At 56.6% G+C, this 20105-nt stretch carries 16 protein-coding genes; 10 read left to right on the top strand and 6 right to left on the bottom strand.

Annotation, left to right across the window (positions count from 1 at the left end; all coding sequences use genetic code 11):
- Positions 1-157 precede the first annotated feature (157 nt).
- The 10 genes from HU742_RS09205 (at position 158) to aceA (ending at position 12198) form a co-directional block, all read left to right on the top strand.
- Positions 158-2383, top strand: coding sequence for an NADP-dependent isocitrate dehydrogenase (locus HU742_RS09205; protein WP_186642284.1), 2226 nt, complete (start codon positions 158-160; stop codon positions 2381-2383).
- Between the two features lie 493 nt (positions 2384-2876).
- Complete coding sequence (locus tag HU742_RS09200) at positions 2877-3764, top strand: hypothetical protein (protein ID WP_186637660.1); 888 nt, start codon at positions 2877-2879, stop codon at positions 3762-3764.
- Between the two features lie 204 nt (positions 3765-3968).
- Positions 3969-4415, top strand: a complete 447-nt coding sequence (locus tag HU742_RS09195; RefSeq protein ID WP_186637667.1) for an NUDIX hydrolase — start codon at positions 3969-3971, stop codon at positions 4413-4415.
- 59 nt (positions 4416-4474) lie between these two features.
- Positions 4475-5599: a tRNA 2-thiouridine(34) synthase MnmA gene (gene mnmA, locus HU742_RS09190; RefSeq protein ID WP_186637669.1), complete on the top strand. Its 1125-nt coding sequence runs from the start codon at positions 4475-4477 to the stop codon at positions 5597-5599.
- Positions 5596-6219: a high frequency lysogenization protein HflD gene (hflD, locus tag HU742_RS09185; protein WP_186637671.1), complete on the top strand. Its 624-nt coding sequence runs from the start codon at positions 5596-5598 to the stop codon at positions 6217-6219. The genes mnmA and hflD overlap by 4 nt, the downstream gene beginning before the upstream one ends.
- Before the next feature lie 123 nt (positions 6220-6342).
- The gene (gene purB / locus HU742_RS09180; RefSeq protein WP_186642283.1) at positions 6343-7713 is read left to right on the top strand and encodes an adenylosuccinate lyase; all 1371 of its coding nucleotides are present in this window, start codon (positions 6343-6345) and stop codon (positions 7711-7713) included.
- Between the two features lie 84 nt (positions 7714-7797).
- Positions 7798-8964 carry a ribosomal protein uL16 3-hydroxylase gene (locus tag HU742_RS09175; protein WP_186637673.1) on the top strand — a complete coding sequence of 389 codons (1167 nt, stop codon included), beginning with the start codon at positions 7798-7800 and terminating at the stop codon, positions 8962-8964.
- A complete protein-coding gene (locus HU742_RS09170) occupies positions 8957-9382 on the top strand; it encodes a GNAT family N-acetyltransferase (RefSeq protein ID WP_186642282.1) in 426 nt (141 codons plus the stop codon). The genes HU742_RS09175 and HU742_RS09170 overlap by 8 nt, the downstream gene beginning before the upstream one ends.
- A 271-nt stretch (positions 9383-9653) precedes the next feature.
- Positions 9654-10415, top strand: coding sequence for a secretin N-terminal domain-containing protein (locus tag HU742_RS09165; protein ID WP_186637677.1), 762 nt, complete (start codon positions 9654-9656; stop codon positions 10413-10415).
- Positions 10416-10872: 457 nt separating this feature from the next.
- Entirely contained in the window at positions 10873-12198 is a 1326-nt protein-coding gene (gene aceA / locus HU742_RS09160) for an isocitrate lyase (RefSeq protein WP_186637679.1), read from the top strand.
- A 162-nt stretch (positions 12199-12360) separates the two neighbouring features.
- Here the strand turns inward: aceA and leuS are convergent, their stop codons facing one another.
- From leuS to HU742_RS09130, 6 genes are all read right to left on the bottom strand, one after another.
- Positions 12361-14940 (bottom strand): leucine--tRNA ligase, encoded by a 2580-nt coding sequence (leuS, locus tag HU742_RS09155; protein ID WP_186642281.1) that lies wholly within the window; start codon positions 14938-14940, stop codon positions 12361-12363.
- A gap of 70 nt (positions 14941-15010) precedes the next feature.
- Entirely contained in the window at positions 15011-16210 is a 1200-nt protein-coding gene (locus tag HU742_RS09150; protein WP_186642280.1) for an MFS transporter, read from the bottom strand.
- 17 nt (positions 16211-16227) lie between these two features.
- Entirely contained in the window at positions 16228-17331 is a 1104-nt protein-coding gene (locus tag HU742_RS09145) for a pyridoxal phosphate-dependent aminotransferase (protein ID WP_186642279.1), read from the bottom strand.
- Complete coding sequence (locus HU742_RS09140; protein ID WP_186642278.1) at positions 17328-18071, bottom strand: class II aldolase/adducin family protein; 744 nt, start codon at positions 18069-18071, stop codon at positions 17328-17330. Before HU742_RS09140 ends, HU742_RS09145 begins: the two co-directional genes overlap by 4 nt.
- Positions 18064-19041, bottom strand: a complete 978-nt coding sequence (locus HU742_RS09135; protein WP_186642277.1) for a C-terminal binding protein — start codon at positions 19039-19041, stop codon at positions 18064-18066. Before HU742_RS09135 ends, HU742_RS09140 begins: the two co-directional genes overlap by 8 nt.
- A 59-nt stretch (positions 19042-19100) precedes the next feature.
- Positions 19101-20090: an ornithine cyclodeaminase family protein gene (locus HU742_RS09130; RefSeq protein WP_186642276.1), complete on the bottom strand. Its 990-nt coding sequence runs from the start codon at positions 20088-20090 to the stop codon at positions 19101-19103.
- Between the last annotated feature and the right edge of the window lie 15 nt (positions 20091-20105).

Here is a 20105-nt window from a genome sequence, read left to right as displayed (position 1 = left end):
TACCGCGGCCCAACCGCTTGACGCTCGACTGATGCACCCAACATCACCGCGAAGAAACCTCGACATTCGGCTCACGGATGACTTTGAACGAACGCGCTTACCCGGCGCCCCTCGAGTTTCTGCGCATGCTTTAGCAAAGAAGAGAGTTAATCCGAATATGCCCACCCGCTCGAAGATCATCTATACCTTCACCGACGAAGCGCCTGCCCTCGCCACCTATTCGCTGCTGCCGATCGTCGAAGCTTTTACCGCTTCGGCCGATATCGCCGTGGAAACCCGCGATATCTCCCTCGCAGGGCGCATCCTGGCCAGCTTCCCCGAGCAACTGGGTGACAAAGCCGTAGCCGACCACCTCGCCGAACTGGGCGACCTGGCCGTCACGCCTGAAGCCAACATCATCAAGCTGCCGAACATCAGCGCCTCGGTGCCGCAACTGCAGGCCGCGGTCAAGGAATTGCAGGCCCAGGGCTATGCGCTGCCGGACTACCCGGAAACCGTCAGCACCGACGCCGAGAAAGAAGTCCGCGCCCGCTACGACAAGGTCAAGGGCAGCGCCGTGAACCCGGTCCTGCGCGAAGGCAACTCCGACCGCCGCGCGCCGCTGTCGGTCAAGAACTACGCACGCAAGCATCCGCACAAGATGGGCGCCTGGGCTGCCGACTCCAAGTCCCACGTGGCCCACATGAGCACCGGTGATTTCTACGGCAGCGAAAAAGCCGCCCTGATCGACGCCGCGGGCAGCGTGAAAATCGAGCTGATCGCCAAGGACGGCACTGCCACCGTCCTGAAGGAAAAGACCACCGTACAAGCCGGTGAGATCCTCGATTGCGCAGTCATGAGCAAAAACGCCCTGCGCAACTTCATCGCCGCTGAAATTGAAGACGCCAAGCAAAAAGGCGTCCTGCTGTCGGTCCACCTCAAAGCCACCATGATGAAGGTCTCCGACCCGATCATGTTCGGCCAGATCGTCGCCGAGTACTACAAGGACGCGCTGGCCAAGCACGCCCAGGTACTGGAGCAAATCGGCTTCAACCTGAACAACGGCATCGGCGACCTGTACGCCCGCATCAAGGCCCTGCCGGCCGAGCAGCAGGCGCAGATCGAAGCCGACATCCAGGCGGTCTATGCCGTTCGTCCGGCGCTGGCGATGGTCAACTCCGACAAAGGCATCACCAACCTGCACGTGCCGAGCGACGTTATCGTCGACGCCTCGATGCCGGCCATGATCCGTGACTCCGGCAAGATGTGGGGCACCGACGGCCAGCTGCACGACACCAAGGCCGTGATCCCGGATCGCTGCTACGCCACCATCTACCAGGCGGTGATCGAAGACTGCAAGCAACACGGCGCCTTCGACCCAACCACCATGGGCAGCGTGCCGAACGTCGGCCTGATGGCCAAGAAAGCCGAAGAGTACGGCTCCCACGACAAGACTTTCCAGATCAAGGCTGACGGTGTAGTCCGTGTCTCGGACAACAACGGTCGCACCGTGCTGGAGCAGAACGTCGAGGCTGGCGACATCTTCCGCATGTGCCAGACCAAGGACGCGCCGATCCAGGATTGGGTCAAGCTGGCCGTCAACCGTGCCCGCGCCAGCAGCACCCCGGCGATCTTCTGGCTGGACCCGATGCGCGCCCACGATGGCGTGATGATCGAGAAGGTCCAGGCTTACCTGAAGGACCACGACACCTCCGGCCTGGACATCCGCATCATGTCGCCTGTCGACGCGATGAAGTTCACCCTGGGCCGTACCCGCGAAGGCAAGGACACCATTTCGGTGACCGGTAACGTGCTGCGCGATTACCTGACCGACCTGTTCCCGATCATGGAACTGGGCACCAGCGCCAAGATGCTGTCAATCGTGCCGCTGATGAACGGCGGCGGCCTGTTCGAAACCGGCGCCGGCGGTTCGGCACCCAAGCACGTCCAGCAACTGCTGGAAGAAAACTTCCTGCGCTGGGATTCCCTGGGCGAGTTCCTGGCCTTGGCCGCCTCCCTGGAACATCTGGGCGTGACCTACGACAACCCTAAAGCGCTGGTGCTGGCCAAGACCCTCGACCAGGCCACTGGCGAGTTCCTGGACCGCAACAAATCGCCTTCGCGCAAGGTCGGCGGCATCGACAACCGCGGCAGCCACTTCTACCTGACCCTGTTCTGGGCCCAGGCACTGGCCGCCCAGGACGACGACGCAGCCCTCAAGGCTCAGTTCACGACCCTGGCCAAGACCTTGACCGACAACGAAGAAAAAATCGTTGCCGAACTCAATGCCGTCCAAGGCAAGCCAGTGGACATCGGCGGTTACTACTTCGCCAACCCTGAGCTGACCAGCAAAGCCATGCGCCCAAGCACCACCTTCAACGCGGCGATTGCTGCGCTGGTGTAAGGCTGTAAGGAAGCACCACGAACCCCGGCCTTGTGCCGGGGTTTGTGTTTTTTAAATATGGATTTAGTTACAAAAACGCAAATCACCATTCTGGCATGGCTCCAACCTCTGTATTTATCCCTTATGCCATGCATTTTGATCGCGAAAGAATATAGCTCACTGTCAACTCTGACAGGCCACAACGGCTGAATCCTTCGCTACCCTCACCGTGACGGAGATAGACACATACCAATAATACAGTCCGGTAGCTGTCTTCCCCACGACTGTGATTTCGCTAAAACCAACCCTCACGAACGAACAGGTTTCAAATATTTCTACTTTTTTGGAAGCGTATGGTTTTCAATCAAAAAACTTTGTGAGCATGCCCTATTGAAGGTTTGGATGAGTCGGTTGATCGCCTATGCAGTGATATCAATCCTTGTACAAGGTTTGAGTTTTTACAGTACGCGCTGAAAACTCATCGCCTGACTCGCACACCCAGAGGAAACCCACCATGAAAAAAAATGCGCAAGTTCCCAGGAACGCTCAAATACCTTTCACCATTATAAATTGGAGCAATCAACGTCTAGTAGTAGGATCTCCCGCCCTGTGTAGGAGGTTGGGCCTTAATGAGCCTTTTGAATACCTTAAAGCAGAGGAATTCACCGATACGTTCTCCATACACTGCTCTATAGATACTCGCCAAAACGACCATGGACAAACCTATAGCTACAACACCTCCTCCCAAGAGCTAATATTTAAAAGCCCCCACACCGTGTACAGATTCAACTTAAATAAGTTCGGAAATCAAGTCATCTACTCAACCAGCTCTCCAGGTGCCCGCATTAGCACTCCCCCTTTCATCTTCGATGACTTTTCAATGCTCATTCAGTTGGAAATGCTAGAACCAGGTACAGAAGCCAGCCAAAAGACAGATAAGGCCAACAGGCAGCTCGAGCATCTGATTGGCCACCCGGTCATTCAACATCCTTCAAACGACCCCGTACATCCTGCTCCCAAAGAAAAAGCCTCCCAAGTTGTTATCGGAACCACGGATAAATTCTCTTTCTTATCCAACGTCAACCTCTATTTTTCGGGGGGTGACGTATATCAAGAATCGCCTCCAGGACAAATGAATAAAGTTGACCGACACGGCAGGGGTTTTCCAGGACCGGGCACCGACTTCTACCTCACGCCGGACAAGGGTTATCCACCTGGCGTAACAACCCTGACTATAAAGGACGGCTTCTCGGAAGCAACCGCCGTCGTCAAATTCGACCACGACACATCAAGGAAGCAGGTAACCATCACCATCGAATCATTCACGAGCAAACTTTGTGACATCCGAGATTTTGAATACCTCGACAGATCCTTTCCGAATGCGATATGCATGGCTCTTTAAGGAGCGCCCAGACCATAGGCCATCGAAGGGGTACTGGTATTTACATCTAAGACCCGCGTCGTTAACAAGGAGAACGTAAGCACCCGTGTGGGAGTTTGTTCGGGACTGCGATCCGTCGTTCATTTAATATTGACCGACCCACCGCTATCACGAACAAGCTTACTTCCACCGGGTCGGCACCCAATCTGAGAAAAGAAGAACCTTATGAACTGGCACCCCCACGTCACCGTCGCCACCCTCGTCGAAGACAACGGCCGCTTCCTGATGGTGGAAGAATCCAAAGGCGGACGCGCGGTACTCAACCAACCCGCCGGCCACCTGGACCCCAACGAAACCCTCATCGAAGCCGCCATACGCGAAACCCTCGAAGAAACCGGCTGGGACGTCGAGCCCACCAGCGTCACCGGCATCTACCTCTACACAGCCCCGAGCAACGGCGTGACCTACCAGCGAGTCTGCTTCGCCGCCAAAGCCTTGAAACACCACCCGGAATATCAACTGGACGACGGCATCCTCGGCGCCCATTGGTTGACCCGCGACGAACTGCTCGAACAGCGCGACCGCTGGCGTAGCGAGCTGATTATCCGCTGTATCGACGATTTTCTGGCCGGCCACCGCCACAGCCTGTCGCTGATCCGCCCTTCTCTTTAGCCTTGCGCGCCCGGGCCTGATAGAATCGCGTCCTTTTTCAAGACACACATTGAATTCCTATGCGTGATCCAGCCTCTTCGAATACCCCTAAACAGCGCGTCATAGTCGGCATGTCCGGCGGCGTGGACTCTTCCGTTTCCGCCCTTCTGCTGATCGAGCAGGGTTACGAGGTGGAAGGCCTGTTCATGAAGAACTGGGAAGAAGACGACGGAACCGAATACTGCACCGCCATGGACGACCTCGCAGACGCCCAGGCCGTATGCGACAAGATCGGCATCAAGCTGCACACCGCCAACTTCGCCGCCGAATACTGGGACAACGTGTTCGAGCATTTCCTGGCCGAATACAAGGCTGGGCGCACGCCGAACCCGGACATCCTCTGCAACCGCGAAATCAAGTTCAAGGCGTTCCTTGATTACGCCATGATGCTCGGTGCCGACCTGATCGCCACCGGCCACTACGTGCGCCGCCGCGATATCGACGGCCGCACCGAACTGCTCAAGGGCCTGGACCCGAACAAGGACCAGAGCTACTTCCTGCATGCCGTCGGCGGCGAGCAGATCGCCAAGACCCTGTTCCCGGTGGGGGAACTGGAAAAGCCCGAAGTGCGCGCGATCGCCGAGAAACACCAGCTCGCCACCGCCAAGAAAAAGGATTCGACCGGGATCTGCTTCATCGGCGAGCGTCGCTTCAGCGATTTCCTCAAGCAATACCTGCCAGCCCAGCCGGGCGAGATCAAGACGACGGAAGGCGAAGTCATCGGTCGTCACCATGGCTTGATGTACCACACCATCGGCCAGCGCCAGGGCCTGGGCATCGGCGGGCTGAAAGATGCCGGCGAAGAGCCGTGGTACGTGCTGGTCAAGGACCTGGAGCACAACGAGCTGATCGTCGGCCAGGGCAACGACCATCCGTGGCTGTTCTCCCGCGCCCTGCTCGCCTCCGACATCTATTGGGTCAACCCGATCGACCTCAGCGAGCCGCGCCGCCTGACGGCCAAGGTTCGCTACCGCCAAAGCGACCAGCCCTGCACCCTGGAAAAAACCGCCAGCGGTTATCGCGCCACGTTCGATGATCCGCAGCGCGCGGTCACACCCGGCCAGTCCGTGGTGTTCTATGACGACGACATCTGCCTGGGCGGCGGCGTGATCGAAGTCGCCGAGCCTTGGAGCAACAAGGCATGACGCCGACCCAGGAGCAATTGACGGCACTGGGCGGCGTGTTTCTCGCCGCCGTGCTGGTGGACCGGATTGCCAAGACCGGCCAGGCCACCGAAGCCGGCCTGGGCTGCATGCTCGGCAGCTTGCTGGTGCGCGATCCCAAGGACACGCTGGAAGTCTACGGCGGCGACGACCTGAACCTGCGCGAAGGCTATCGCGCCTTGATCGGCGCCCTGGAGCGCGACCCCAGCACCCTGCAACGCGAACCGCTGCGCTACGCCCTGTCGATGCTGGGCCTGGAACGCCAGTTGGCCAAGCGCGACGATCTGCTCGAAACCATTGGCAAGCGCCTGCCGCAGATCCAGTCCCAGGTCGAGCACTTCGGGCCGTCCCACGAAAACGTCATCGCCGCCTGCGGTGCGCTGTACCAGGACACCCTGAGCACCTTGCGCCAGCGCATCCAGGTCCATGGCGACATGCGCAACCTGCAGCAACCGAACAACGCCTCGAAGATTCGCGCCCTGCTGTTGGCCGGGATTCGCTCGGCACGGCTATGGCGACAGCTCGGTGGTCATCGCTGGCAACTGGTGATCAGCCGACGCAAATTGTTGAAAGAGCTTTACCCGTTGATGCGCAACGAATAAGTCGCCTCAACCTGTTTTTTAGCTTATTACGCGTAACACGCCGGTCAGTTGGCGACGGACCGGCGCTGGTTTTCATGTATGATACGCGCCCCATTTCGTTGCCCGACTGTCCGAGAACACCCCATGCAGCTCTCTTCGCTCACTGCGGTTTCCCCTGTAGACGGCCGCTACGCCGGCAAAACCCAGGCCCTGCGCCCGATTTTCAGCGAGTACGGCCTGATTCGTGCCCGCGTCCTGGTTGAAGTGCGCTGGCTCCAGCGCCTGGCCGCCCACCCTGGCGTTGGCGAAGTCCCGGCCTTTTCCGCCGAAGCCAACGCGGTATTGAACACCCTGGCCGACAATTTCGCGCTGGAGCACGCCGAGCGCGTCAAAGAGATCGAGCGCACCACCAATCACGACGTCAAGGCCATCGAATACCTGCTCAAGGAGCAGGCCGCCAAGCTGCCGGAGCTGGCCAACGTCAGCGAGTTCATTCACTTTGCCTGCACCAGCGAGGACATCAACAACCTGTCCCACGCCCTGATGCTGCGCGAAGGTCGTGACGACGTGCTGCTGCCGCTGATGCGCCAGACCGCCCAGGCCATCCGCGAGCTGGCAATCCGCTTCGCCGACGTGCCGATGCTCTCGCGCACCCATGGTCAACCGGCCTCGCCGACCACCTTGGGCAAGGAGCTGGCGAACGTGGTGTACCGCCTGGAGCGCCAGATCGCCCAGGTTGCTGCCGTGCCATTGCTGGGCAAGATCAACGGTGCCGTGGGCAACTACAACGCCCACCTCTCGGCCTACCCGGACATCGACTGGGAAGCCAACGCCCGCGCCTTCATCGAAGACGAACTGGGTCTGAGCTTCAACCCGTACACCACGCAGATCGAGCCGCACGACTACATCGCCGAGCTGTTCGATGCGATCGCCCGCTTCAACACCATCCTGATCGACTTCGACCGTGATATCTGGGGCTACATCTCCCTGGGTTACTTCAAGCAGCGCACCATTGCCGGCGAAATCGGTTCCTCGACCATGCCGCATAAGGTCAACCCGATCGACTTCGAAAACTCCGAAGGCAACCTGGGCATCGCCAACGCGCTGTTTCAACACCTGGCGAGCAAGCTGCCGATTTCCCGCTGGCAGCGCGACCTGACCGACTCCACCGTGCTGCGCAACCTGGGCGTGGGTTTTGCCCACAGCGTCATCGCCTACGAGGCCAGCCTCAAGGGCATCAGCAAGCTGGAACTGAACGAGCAGAAAATCGCCGCTGACCTGGACGCCTGCTGGGAAGTCCTGGCCGAGCCGATCCAGACCGTCATGCGTCGCTACAACATCGAAAACCCGTATGAAAAGCTCAAAGAACTGACCCGTGGCAAGGGCATCAGCCCTGAAGCGCTGCAGACTTTCATCGATGGCCTGGACATGCCTGCCGAGGCCAAGGCTGAGCTGAAGAAGCTGACACCGGCCAGTTACATCGGCAACGCAGCGGCACAAGCCAAGCGCATCTGATACACCGCTTCATCTTTGAGACGCCCGGCCGCGCCGGGCGTTTTTATTCGCGTCTGAAAAGTATATTTTTTCAATAGGTTACACATGAATCCTGATATTCCACTGCAACTCCTGGGCGGCATCACGGCACGGGAGTTCCTGCGCGACTACTGGCAGAAAAAACCGCTGCTGATCCGTCAGGCAATCCCTGACTTCGAAAGCCCGATCGACGCCGACGAGTTGGCTGGCCTGGCGCTTGAAGAAGAGGTCGAGTCGCGCCTGGTGATCGAGCACGGCGAGCGTCCGTGGGAGCTTCGTCGCGGCCCGTTCGCCGAGGACGAATTCAGCAAGCTGCCGGAGCGCGAGTGGACCCTGCTGGTACAGGCTGTCGATCAGTTCGTCCCGGAAGTCAGCGAACTGCTTGAACATTTCCGCTTCCTGCCGAGCTGGCGCATCGATGATGTGATGATCAGCTTCGCCGCCCCCGGTGGCGGCGTAGGCCCGCATTTCGACAACTACGACGTGTTCCTGCTGCAAGGCCATGGCAAGCGCAACTGGAAAATCGGCCAGATGTGCGACTCCGAGAGCCCGCTGCTGCCGCACGCGGACTTGCGCATCCTCGCCGATTTCGAAGCCACCGACGAGTGGGTCCTGGAACCGGGGGACATGCTCTACCTGCCGCCACGCCTGGCCCATTGCGGCGTCGCCGTGGATGATTGCATGACTTACTCGGTGGGTTTCCGCGCGCCGAGCGCGGCCGAGGTCCTGACACATTTCACCGATTTCCTCAGCCAGTTCCTGCCTGACGAAGAGCGCTACACCGACGCCGATGCGCGACCTGTCGCCGATCCGCATCAGATCCAGCACGACGCCCTCGACCGACTCAAGGGCCTGCTGGCCGAGCACATGAGCGACGAACGCCTGTTGCTGACCTGGTTTGGCCAGTTCATGACCGAGCCGCGCTACCCGGAACTGGTGGTCGGTCCGGAGATGGAAGAGGACGACCTGCTGGCCGGCCTGGAACAGGGCGCGGTGATCATCCGCAACCCGAGCGCCCGCCTCGCCTGGTCGGAAGTCGATGATGACCTGCTGTTGTTCGCCAGCGGCCAGAGCCGTTACCTGCCGGGCAAGCTGCGTGACCTGTTGAAGATGATTTGCGCCGCCGACGCGCTGCACATCGAGAACCTCGGGCCATGGCTGGCCGATGAAGACGGTCGCGGGCTGATCTGCGAATTGGTCAAACAAGGCAGCCTGGGGTTCGCCGATGAGTAAAATTCACGTTCGTGTCGCAGACTGGCAAAAGGATAACGCCGAGATCCGGCGCATTCGTGAAACGGTGTTCATTGCCGAGCAATCCGTGCCACCGGAGCTGGAGTGGGATTCGGATGACCAGGAAGCGGTACATTTTCTGGCCTACGAAGGCGACTTTCCCATCGGCACCGCACGCCTCCTGGTCGACGGCCACATCGGACGCGTTTCGGTCCTCAAGGATTGGCGCGGCCTGAAGGTGGGCGATGCGCTGATGCACGCGGTGATCGCCGAGGCCGAGAAACGCGGTCTCCAGCAACAGATGCTCAGCGCGCAGGTGCATGCCACGCCGTTCTATGAGCGACTGGGGTTTACGGTGGTGAGCGAGGAGTTTCTGGAGGCCGGAATTCCTCATGTGGACATGGTCCGTCATTCGGCCTGAACACCGCTGGAAGCAGCAACACAATACTCTGTGGCGAGGGAGCTTGCTCCCGCTGGGTCGCGCAGCGACCCCAAAAAAACGAGGGCCGCTGCGCAGCCCAACGGGAGCAAGCTCCCTCGCCACAAAGGCAGCATGCAACAACATGATGCAACGCCCAAAAACGCCCCGCCATCCATCGATGCCGGGGCGTTTTGCCGTCTACCATTCAACTTGCCCCATCCGGGGCCGACAAACTGGCAATATCTAGCCTTTGTCTCGCGGAGAAATGGACATGTCCCTACGTACCCTGCTGACCACCTTGCTGCTCGGTTGCAGCCTGTCAGTCATGGCCGCCACCGAAATCGTGCCGCTGAACTACCGAACCAGCGCGGATCTGCTGCCGGTGGCGCAGAATTTCATCGGCAAGGACGGTCAGGTCAGCGCCTATGGCAACCAGTTGATCGTCAACGCCGAGCCCGGCAAGATCGCCGAGCTTCGGCAATTCCTGGCCCAACTGGACACCGCCCCCAAGCGCTTGCTGATCACGGTCGATACCAACGAAAACAACCTGCAGGGCGACCAGGGCTATTCCATCAACGGCGCCGCCCCCAGCCAGACCCGCATCATCAACCGCGGCACGGCCAGCCGTGACGGTGGCGTGCAACAGATCCAGGCCAGCGAAGGCCAGCCGGCGTTGATCCAGGTCGGCCAGAGCGTGCCGTTCACCAGCAACCAGACCGACAGTTACGGCCGCCTGCAAAGCCAGACCGAATACCGCAACGTCACCCAAGGTTTTTATGTGACGGCCAGCGTCACTGGCGAGACCGTTCATCTGAACATCAGTACCAACCGTGACCGCATGAGCCAGGAACGTCCCGATGTAGTGAACGTACAAAGTACCGACACAACCGTCAGCGGTCGCCTGGGCGAATGGATCACCCTGGCCGGCGTAAATCGCCAGACGCAAGCCGATAAACAGGGCCTGACCCGCAGCTACTCGACCCAAGGCCGGGACGACATGATTTTGCGGGTCAAGGTCGACACCCTGAACTAAAGCACCAAAAACTGACTGATGAGTCGTATTAGACCAAAGATGTAGTGCTTGAAAAAAAGCACTACAAAACGTTTGACGAGCCAAAAAACCGAAGGCATGATGGCCTCGCTCCCGCTAATCAGGGGCCCTGGCAAGGGCCTTCGGGTCGACGCTTGCAACTACCCTGCGAGCCGATTCGTGTCTGTACCGCCCACAAGGTGTGTTTGACGAGGTTGCGACTGGAACGAAGTTGTCCCGAGGGACGGAAGCGTAACTAGGTAACCCGGCATCACTCTGAGTTCGTATCAAGGCCCACGACGCCCGAATGCGCCCGCAGTTCGCCTCTACCTGCTCACTTTCCCCTCGAGCCCATCGTTCATCCCGTCGCCTCCCCGCCTGAACCGACTTGTACGCCAACCCCCTGGTCGGCAGGAGCAGGAATTTTCCACCCCAGACCTATGCGACGAGGTTTATCTCCATGGCACTGACACGCGAACAGCAAATTGCAGCCCTTGAAAAAGACTGGGCTGAAAACCCGCGCTGGAAAGGCGTGAAGCGCAATTACTCCGCTGCTGACGTCGTCCGTCTGCGTGGTTCGGTTCAACCTGAGCACACCTTTGCGAAAATGGGCGCCGAGAAGCTGTGGAACCTGGTCACCCAGGGCGCCAAGCCAGCCTTCCGCCCCGAAAAAGATTTCGTCAACTGCATGGGCGCCCTGACTGGCGGCCAGGCTGTGCAGCAAGTCAAAGCCGGTATCCAGGCGATCTACCTGTCGGGCTGGCAAGTGGCGGCGGACAACAACTCCGCCGAATCCATGTACCCCGACCAGTCGCTGTACCCGGTGGATTCGGTTCCAACCGTGGTCAAGCGCATCAACAACTCGTTCCGTCGCGCCGACCAGATCCAGTGGAAAGCCGGCAAGAACCCGGGCGACGAAGGCTACATCGATTACTTCGCGCCGATCGTGGCTGACGCCGAAGCCGGTTTCGGCGGCGTACTGAACGCCTACGAGCTGATGAAAAGCATGATCGAAGCAGGCGCCGCCGGCGTTCACTTCGAAGACCAGCTGGCCTCGGTGAAAAAATGCGGCCATATGGGCGGCAAAGTATTGGTGCCAACCCAGGAAGCCGTGCAGAAGCTGACCGCTGCCCGTCTGGCTGCCGACGTTGCCGGTACGCCGACCATCATCCTGGCGCGCACCGACGCTAACGCGGCCGACCTGCTGACGTCCGATTGCGACCCGTACGACCAGCCATTCGTGACTGGCGAACGTACCCAGGAAGGCTTCTACAAGGTGCGCGCCGGTCTTGACCAGGCCATCGCCCGCGGCCTGGCCTACGCCCCGTACGCCGACCTGATCTGGTGCGAAACCGCCAAGCCGGACCTGGACGAAGCCCGTCGCTTCGCCGAAGCGATCAAGAAGGAATACCCGGACCAACTGCTGTCGTACAACTGCTCGCCTTCCTTCAACTGGAAGAAAAACCTGGACGACGCGACCATCGCCAAGTTCCAGCGCGAGCTGTCCGCCATGGGCTACAAGCACCAGTTCATCACCCTGGCCGGCATTCACAACATGTGGCACAGCATGTTCAACCTGGCGCACGACTACGCCCGCAACGACATGACTGCCTACGTGAAACTGCAAGAACAAGAGTTCGCTGACGCTTCCAAAGGCTACACCTTCGTGGCCCACCAGCAGGAAGTCGGCACCGGCTACTTCGACGACATGACCACCGTGATCCAGGGCGGCACCTCGTCGGTGACCGCACTGACCGGGTCGACCGAAGAAGAGCAGTTCCACTGATCAAAACGTGTAAACGGCCCTTGCGGACCGAATAAAAGCTAACCGCAAAGCCGACGATTTGAAGCCCCGACTGGTTCGGGGCTTTTTTTTCTATTGTTTGGGAAATTGCGGAACCCGCAATTCCGATATCCGCCTTTTCCTGCACTGACAGCTTGCAAGACCTCAGACTATAAAATTCACCAAGCGGTTCGGCACCACAACCATCCTGACAGCCCCCTCCAGACGCTTGTGCAATAGCGCATCGGACGATACCCGGAGCCGTATCGCCTCATGGTCGGCATCGGTTTCGATCATGATCTCGCCGCGCACCTTTCCGTTGACTTGCACGACCATCTTTACTTCGTCCTGCGTCAGCGCGTCCCCGTCCGGCATTGGCCATGAACTGTCATGGATAACGCCCGCATAACCCAACTCTCCCCACAAAACGTGAGAAATGTGCGGTGTTACCGGATACAAAACCTGCAACAGGATAGCCATACCCTCACAAACAATTGTCGGATTCGCGGCCTTGGCACCCTCAAGCACCTTGAGGATTTTCATCGCGCCCGAGACAACGGTGTTGTATTGCAGCCGCTCGAAGTCCCTGTTGATCTGCTGCAACAGACGATGAACCTCATGCCGCACACGTTTCGACTCGGCAGACTCCCCAAGCTGATCGCTCGCGTCAAACCGAGCTCCGCAATCGTGGGCGAAGCGCCAGAGCCGGCTCAAAAAACGATAGGCGCCCTCCACGCCGCTGTCACTCCATACCGTGTCCTGGTCAGGCGGACCGGCAAAAATCGTGAACAGTCGAGCAGTGTCGGCCCCGAACTTGGCGATAATCTCCTTTGGCTCGACAACATTGTTCTTGGATTTGGACATTTTTTCCGCACCGCCTATATCGACTGGCAAACCATCCTCCAGCGATATCGCCTTGATCGGGCGGCCCTTGTGGTCATATTCGACAGCGACTTGCGCGGGGTAGAACCATTGGCGGCTGCCGTCGGCCTTTTTCCGGGAGTAACTTTCGCGGAGCAGCATTCCTTGGGTGAAGAGACTCTTGAACGGCTCACTGAAGTCGACCAGGCCTTCGTCACGCATCGCCCGGGTCCAGAACCGGGCATAGAGCAGGTGCAGCACAGCATGTTCGATGCCGCCGATGTACTGATCGATCGGCATCCAATAGCGACTGCCAGGCCCGACCATGGACGCGTGATTGTCTGGATCGCAATAGCGCATGAAATACCAACTTGAATCGACGAAGGTATCCATGGTGTCGGTTTCACGCAGTGCAGGAGCCAAGCAAGACGGACAGGCTACGTGGCGAAACCCGTCATGGGTAAGTAGCGGGTTCCCACTGCCGTCCGGGATGCAATCATCAGGAAGTACGACCGGCAAGTCCGAATAAGGCACCGGAACGTCACCACATAGCTTGCAGTGGATGATCGGAATGGGGGTCCCCCAATACCGCTGTCGAGAGATTCCCCAATCGCGCAGGCGCCAAGTAGTCCGTCGATCACCTTTCCCACATTCCACCAATGCAGTGGTTATGGCCTGGGCCGCCTGAGCGACGGATAGCCCATCGTATATGCCTGAATTCACCAGGCGGCCCTCACAACGAGCGTAGCTATCGGACCAGTTACGCGGATCGTAAACATCGCCTTCATGGGCGATGACTTGGCGAACGGGCAAATCATATTGCCGAGCGAATTCGAAATCACGCTCATCGTGGGCGGGCACCCCCATCAGCGCACCCTCACCATATTCATCGAGTACATAGTTGGTTATCCATAACTCGATAGGCTCCCTGCTCAACGGATGCTCAACCTTGAAACCGCAAGGGACACCCAATTTGCCAAGCGCCTCGTCAAAATCCTTGTTCCGACACGCCGTCATCAATGGTTCAAGATCGGGGTTGAGCTCCAGGGCTCGCTTAGCTAGGACATGCTCAGGGGAGATGGCGCAGAACGTCACCCCCATCAGCGTGTCGACTCGCGTCGTGAACGCCCACAACTCACCTCCTTCGATCAGTCGCCCGGCAACGTCTCGTATCTGGTGGGAAAATGCCAGGCGCACACCCGTCGTCTTGCCGATCCAGTTGCGCTGCATGGCGCGCACCCTGTCCGGCCAGCCATCCAATGTGTCGATCGCGCCGAGCAACTCCTCGGCATATTGAGTAATGCGTAGGTAATACCCAGGGATCTCGCGCTTTTCAACGACTGCCCCCGAACGCCATCCCCGACCGTCGATCACCTGTTCGTTGGCCAGAACCGTTCGATCGACCGGGTCCCAATTCACGGTTTGGGTTTGTTTATAGACAACACCTTTTTCCAGCAACTGGAGGAAAAACCACTGGCTCCACTTGTAATACTGCGGATCACAAGTGGAGACCTCCCGCGACCAATCGAAGGCAAATCCCAGCGGCTGCATTTGCGACTTCATGTCGGCAATGTTCAGTTGTGTCCACTGCGCGGGTGAAACGCCGGACTTCATCGCCGCGTTTTCCGCCGGCAATCCAAAGGCATCCCAACCCATCGGCATCAACACATTGAAACCTTTCATCCGCAAATGACGCGCCAACATGTCGTTGATCGTATAGTTGCGTACATGCCCCATGTGCAGCTTTCCCGATGGATAAGGCAACATGGAGCAGGCATAGAACTTCGGTCGATGATCGTCTTCGACGGTCTTAAATGTATCGGTATTACGCCAATAGGCTTGCGCAGCGCGTTCAACCCAGGCCGCATCGTATTCTGATCGCATAGATAGTCCTCAATTTTCAATCTCAACGTTCGAAATGGCCCGTTTTCTTCTAAGGATTTGGAAGCGTATTTCAGACTGTACCTTTAGCTTCTGCCCCGCTACGTCGCGATAATTTCTTTGATCGAGCGCCAATCCAAAAAAAGATTGCTCCTAATACGATACCCAGTCCGCCATAAAACGCCCAACTCAATTTAAAACCAACACCCGCAATCAGCGAGGCCCCAAGCCCGACAGATACTATTCGCGCGCCAGCCAGCACAACCGGCACAAACGAAAAAAGCGCAGCTTGGGAAGTCAAAGAAACCTTCTGTGAAATGAGGGCAGTGATATAGGTCACACTCAGAATTTCGCCCAGTGTCCAAAAAAATACAAACAAAAGAATCAGGACCGTATGTTCGAAGATGGCATAGGCGCCAAAGCCAATACTGTAAAAAATCGCAGCAAGCGCGAAATTTGTGAGTGGCCCTAAACGCGATGTTAATGCGATTAATGGCTGCGTCAGCAATATCACCAGCAACGCGTTGACGATACCTACCGCACCGAACAGGCTCGCTGCCTCACCTGCCGTTAGCTCCGTAAGCCATAAAGGCAAGTGGTACTCACGCTGCGCATCCAGTACCGCCAGCGCAAAAAACATGGCCCCTGCCAGTACCACAATCCTCGGCAGGTTAACTATCAACCCCTTCGAGGATTCCACTGTTGCATCAGCGCTATGGTGATTTGTCGGAAGCCGAAGAGAGACACTTGAGGCAAGACATAACAGACTCACAAGCGTAGCAAAAACAATGAGGTAAACGCTGCCCAGCCCCAGCAAGTATCCGCCAATGACAAATAGCAGGGCTCCCCCCAGATTGCTGGCAAGATGCAGATACCCAAAAAAAACGATGCGATTGCTATCGTTAGCCGCCAAAGAGGTCAACAGACTGAACACGGGGGTAACCAGCCCTGCAAAGAACATGAACAGCAAAACCGTTGCAACGGATGCAACCGGCGCCCCAAGCAACATCGCGCCCAGCAAGCATACAAACGAACAAAAAGATGAACTTGCCAACAATATTCTGAACGAATAATGCTTGACCAATACGCCTCCAAACAAGTTTCCGACAAGAAAAAATACCGACATCAGTGTTATCACCACCGCGACCTCGGAACTATCGAAATGGTAATGACGCTGTAAAAATAACGCCGCAAAAGGGCCCAAAGCATTCGCCATGACGAACAGCAATCGAAGCACCACCACATTGCGCATGTTGCTGTTCAAATTGGTCATTATTACCAAAGATCTCACTACCGAAGGGTTTCCTTTCCATCAATCCTGCGTTCCTGATCACCGACTCCCTGCATTATCGCCATTTTAAATGCCTGGAGATCAGAAGGCGCCGGAACGACCACGCGCAAAATGTTTTCAAGCAATCCGAAACTGTGAGGATATTTTGAGCAATCGCATATGCGAATATTTGCCTTGGCGAAAGCCTTCGCGAGACGACCGTCACGCTGATCTTCCAGCAGCAAAAAATTTGTTTCGCTGTCGAAAACAACAATTCCATAAGCCCGCGAAAATTCGATGATCTCGCGCTTCACACGGGCTAGTTCGCAGTGGGCTCGCTCCAATGCTTTACGGTTATTCAGACAGAAAAGGGCTGCCTTCACGGCAACGTGATTTACATCCCACGGCCCTCGCACTTTCAACAACTCGTTAATTGACTCCGAATGTGTGACGACATAACCCAGGCGCAGCCCCGCCAGACCGAAATACTTGGAAAACGAACGAATTATAAACAACTGCCTAACGGCTCCGCATAGGTCGAGACAGGTATGTTGTAAATACTCAAAGTAGCACTCATCAACAATCAGTGGTTTGTCCAACTCCACACAAGCCTCAATCAAAATCCTCAGTTGCTCAGTGTCAATTCGCACCCCTAAAGGATTATTGGGGTTACATAGGATCAGTCCTTGGCAGTTGTGCAGAGCATCGAGAACAACTCTGGTCGAAAGCGTAAAACTTTGTGCCTGCCTCTCAAACCCCACAATCACCGGTTCGACGCCAGCCACGGAGAGCATTTGATAGTAGAAGGAAAACACCGGAGAAGGGATGACCACCCGGTCCCCCTGAGAGAACAGTAAGCGTACTACCAAATCGATCGCCTGATCCGCTCCATTGGTCAGAAGCAAATTGTCAGTCGAAGTTTTGCAGTAATCTGCCAGCTCGGCCAACAGCGATTGATAGTTTGGATAAGTAAACAGATCCTGCACCTTTAGTTCGGCAGCAAGAAACTCTGTTAGAAAACCGTCTAGAAACTGATTTTCGTTTAAATCCAGCAAAATTGACGATAGATCGCGTTCAGGCGCCTCCCACGACGCGGACCGCCTTATATATTGATTAATCTTCATTTTAGCTGGCTCCCGTAAATCACCTGTTCACCTAGCTCATACATTTGCCGTACCTGTTCTTCGCTGGTATACAACACTGATTTACCTGTCGCCGCCGACAAACATTGGCTAGTAATTAGCCGAGTGATTTCCGCAGTAAACGCCACTGCACGATGAAACGCCTCAGATAAGTCGCGCCCAAAGCTGGTGATGCCGTGTCCTGGCATTACAATACAGTTGGTGTCATGAGCACACTGCCTGATGGCGCTCACGTCCAGCTCAATGTTGACACCTTCACCAAGGATGCAAGGCGGCTTACCCATTACAAGCGCGGTGTCATTCGAAACGTATTCCATTTCTTGCCATCGCATGACAGCAAAAAAGGAAATGACGTCGTTAGGATGAAGGTGCACAGTGGCATTGACGTCGGAGCGGCAACGCATGATCTCCCGGTGCATCTGGTGTCCTACACTGGGGCGAAAACGACCATGCAAGAGTTTGTTGGACTGTAGGTCCAAGACCGCCAGATGCTCAAGACCACACTCTTCCAGCGACACTCCTCGATACTTGGTGTAAACCACCTCTCGTCGCCAATACGGGCAGTGGCTACGTATCGCAATGTTGCCAAGGGTATTGACCAATAACTGCCGCGCAGCCAAGCGTTGGCCGTATTGAAGAATGCTGTTCCCTATAGCCAAGTCGAACCAGGCTGGCAAACCAGACTTCAAGGACTCAGTATCTGCTAGTTTTAACTCAGGCATACCCCTTCTCCTCCACCTGTGCGCAACCTGGATTGATTACGGTGTCGACTCTTTCTCCCCGCAATAGCCCCAGTAATGCTGATAAAGCATTGGTCTTTAACTCTAGTAGGGACTGTTTGCTGTAAAACGCCGCATGAGGGGTCAGCACTACGCGCTCATGATCGATAAGCATTTGTGGAGGGGCTGGTTCCTCCTCAAGGACGTCTAGCATGGCCGTTGAAACATGCCCAGACTTCAACGCCCTGAGCAACGCGTCAGTATCTACGATTGCACCACGCGCCGTATTGACCAGTGTTGCGCCACGCTTGATACGTGAAAAGAACCTATCGTTGAGCAGGTGCCGGGTGTCGGGGGTAAGAGGCAGATGCAACGATATGACGTCTGCCTTGGAAAGCAATGACTCCAATGATTCACCTTGCGCAATGTCTTCAACGCATCGTTCAACGCAAGGATCGTAATAGCAAACTTGATAGCCCATGGCAGCCGCCCTATGGGCCAACGCCCGTCCGGTCGCCCCGTAACCGATTAGCCCCAAGACCGTATCACTGCAAGCTTTGACCTCACCGGAATGCGCTCTCCAATCCCAACCACCTCGCCTAATATCTGCGGCGTAATCGAAAAGCTTTCGCTGGGCTGAAAGGATAAGAGCCATCGCATGCTCAGCGACTTCCTCGACGCCCACCGAACCAATATTGGAAAGCAAGATACCCTTTGCGCTCAAGGCCTCGATATCGACGTCATCTACACCGATGGTTGCTTTCACCAACGCGCGACAGCGATGCATTTTGGCGATTAAGGGTTTATCGATGACAACCGAGTGGAAGGCAACAACTCCATCCGCCCAAGCTAATTGGTCATCGGATGGATTGGATGTAACCTCTAACAAATATGGCCTTAGTGCTGACTCCCTGGGGTATTCACCAGCATCGACATAATTCGCTCGTCTTGAATCAATCATCAGAATATTCATATACACCTATCTTTCCCTGTCGGTTACAAACCTTTTTAGAGCATCCATTACCCGAGGCGCTAGTTACACATATAGTCACAGCTAAAGCCGACCTGATTGTCCATTGCATACCTATAAATAAAAGCAGCGACCACCATATCCTGACTGGCGTGCCCTACGCTGCGGAAATAACTCAACCCACGCTTGAGCGATATAGATGGAGGATTATCCGTAACCAATTCACTCATTTGCTGGATATCTTTCTCTCCAATAAGGGATCGCGCCAAAGCCTGCGCTACTTCTCCCGACTCACATCGAGCAGCCCCCAGATGATCGACATATACTTGGGCAATAGCCAACAATTCAGGATCGATTTCACATGCCAGCTTGGAACTGCCGCCAATAGCATTCACGTGGGCGGATGGCTTCAGTTGGTGCGCACTAATCAAAGGCTGCAAACCATCATGGGACGTCGTCGTGCATACGATATCTGCGTTCTTGAGCGCCTCATCTATATGTCGGACCGCAGTAATCGACAACGACAGCTCAGTGGAAAGACGTTCAGCCAGCAATTCACTCTGGTAGAACCGACGCGAAAATATTTTGATCTCCCCTAACTCACGAATCGTGGCTATTGCCTCTATATGAGCGGCAGCTTGTGCCCCGGCGCCGATAACCGCCAAGTTGAGCTGCACGCGCGGACACAGTTTGTCCGTCGCCAATGCACTCATGGCGCTGGTACGGGTAGCAGTGAGAGCCGTGCTGTCAAGCAACGCAAGTAGCTGCCCGGTTTCAATATCCATCAATAGCACCGCCCCGTTGACGGCCGACAAACCGCGCGCCGCATTACCGGGATGAAACGATGAAATCTTGACTCCCAGCGTCTGGCTCGCTGGAAGAAACGCTGGCATAAACAGTGAAAAAGCGTTTTGCCGTTCATGAGCGATGATCAGACGCTGTGGAGCCACTGGCGAGGCCAATGCGAACGCCTTATGAGCGTCTTCGAGTGCTTGGACAAGCCTTGGAAAATTGACACACTGTCCAATATCTTCGCGGTTTAGCAGCAGCATGCTAATTCCTCGTTC

Source organism: Pseudomonas marvdashtae (assembly GCF_014268655.2).
GTDB lineage: Bacteria > Pseudomonadota > Gammaproteobacteria > Pseudomonadales > Pseudomonadaceae > Aquipseudomonas > Aquipseudomonas marvdashtae.
The sequence above is the reverse complement of the archived record's forward strand: the minus strand, read 5'-3'. Positions and strand labels throughout refer to the sequence as shown.